Source organism: Cupriavidus sp. UYPR2.512, assembly GCF_000379565.1.
Lineage (GTDB): Bacteria > Pseudomonadota > Gammaproteobacteria > Burkholderiales > Burkholderiaceae > Cupriavidus.
In genome coordinates this window covers 1-1909 of the sequence record NZ_KB903044.1, presented here as the reverse complement: position 1 = coordinate 1909, position 1909 = coordinate 1, and the positions used below count along the sequence as shown (strand labels likewise).

The following is a 1909-nucleotide window of genomic DNA, read 5'->3' as shown; positions in this document are numbered from 1 at the left end:
GTGAATCTCTTGTGCAAAAAGCGCGAGACATCCGCCCCTGTCTCATGCCAAATATCTCGCGACGCCAACTCTCATTCAGCCCGCAACGGAACACCAGAGCGGCTAGCTCCTTTGCGTCCAGCTCATACTTCTGGACGTCCCTAGCGCACTTTTCGGTGAATGGAATGACTGGCGAATAGTTCTCGCCATCCGCACCAACCTCGAGCAGCGCGATGATTGCCGCAGGGTCGTAAAGTGGCCCATCTGCCTTCCCCTGAATCTTACGACTGCCCCCACCTACATCTGAGGGACTCGCTCCGGCGTATTGGCTTACGTTTTTTCGATTATTTACCACCGTGGTAAGTTCCGCAAGAGGTTTCTAGCCATCCAGGGCTACTGTTGGTCGGGTTAGGCACAGGAAAAAGAGCCTCATACGCCACTATTACTGTGCTCTTGGCCTCAATCGGCCCCAGATGTTACCAAGGCCGCTCCCCAGAGTCGTTACCCCGCAAGGGCGGCACGCCAGCTGCAAAAAAAAAGCGCGTCGAGCGTTGTGAATCGGAAACCGGGACTGGCCAGATGCCGGACTGGCTGCAGCGGGCGGTCAATGCTGGGGAGGGTAAGGAATTTTTTAGGGTCAGATAGCCCGCATTTTTTTCCCGGCTATTGCGAAGAGGCCATTTCCATTGTGATCACGGATTCCGAGCCGGTAGAAGGCGTCCCGTACTTGTCGTGGGCTTTCGTTTGGTGCTTCGCTATCGGTCGATGCCGGGCTGCTGGATTTGCGCTGCCGTTCCCGCTCGCGCGGCAGGCGCAATTTTTGCCAGCAGCTGGCGCGCTAGCGCGGCTTCCGCCTCAGCGCGCTCGGCCCGGCGCTGGGCCGCCGCCAACTCGGTCTGGACTGCGTCCCGGTCGACGGCTTCCTGGCCCTGAGCCACCTCGGCGGCGGCGAGCCGCTCAGTGAGCCGCTCAGTGAGCCGCTCAGTGAGCCGCTCCGTGAGCGCCGCGGCCTGGGCTTCGAGCCGGGCACGGGCCTCGGCCTGTGGCACCGCCGCGTCGCGTGCCTCGCCGCGCGTCGCCACCAGCTCCGCGCGTAGCTCTTCGGCGGCGCGCTCGCTCTTCTGGCGCGCAGTGCGCTCCACATCCAGTTCGCGCAAGGCACGGTGCTCGCTGGACTCGGCCCGGTCCTCCCCGGGAGCATACAGTTCGCCCGCCCCGCCTTCCGCCGGGCCTTGGTCGCCGCGTGCGCCAGGCGCCCCGCGATCAGATTCGCCTGCACGGCGTCGTGCACTTCGGCGCTTTGACCAGTGGAGCCGACATGGCGGGCACCTTATCCCGGGCCGCCGCGGTCTCGGCCCGCGCTGAAATGGCCTCGGCGGCGCTGGCCGCATGGCCAGCTCGCCGGTGGCGGGCCTCGTGGGCGCCTGCCAGATGGTCTGCACAGCCCCCTCCGCGATGTATGTCAGTGCGTCCGGCAAGGCGGTATGGTCGATAGTGACGCGCGTGCGCCCGCGCAGTACCTGCCAGAACATCTGCAACACCTGGGCGGGCGTGCCCATCCTGCCCTTGCGCACGAAGCTGCGTGGTCCGCTATGATGAACTCACGAACCACAGAGGGAAGGCGCAATGGCTTCAAAACTGACCCACTACATCATGAGTCAACGCTTTTAAGACGTTGTCGGACGCGGTATCGAGCAAGCCGTGGCCATGACGCGAGCGTCAGGTTTGACTCCGGCAGGCGGTCCCCGAGCGCTGGTCCTATGACGACTGTCATCGTTGAAGAAGTCCCTTCCGCAAAGCCCGTACGCAAGGTCTGCGCGACAGCATCAAGAGTATTGGCCTCTGACCAAGATAAGGCCGAATTGCTATCATAAGCCTTGTGGTTATGAAAACGCTTCGCCTTATTCGGATTGAGAATAAGCAGTTCAGG

Annotated in this window: 2 protein-coding genes; both read right to left on the bottom strand. The window is 62.6% G+C overall.

Annotation, left to right across the window (positions count from 1 at the left end; all coding sequences use genetic code 11):
- Positions 1-734 precede the first annotated feature (734 nt).
- A complete protein-coding gene (locus A3A5_RS45740) occupies positions 735-1136 on the bottom strand; it encodes a hypothetical protein (RefSeq protein WP_369797794.1) in 402 nt (133 codons plus the stop codon).
- 494 nt (positions 1137-1630) lie between these two features.
- On the bottom strand, positions 1631-1909 hold a 279-nt coding region (locus A3A5_RS44945), incomplete at its 5' end, for a hypothetical protein (protein ID WP_232431385.1).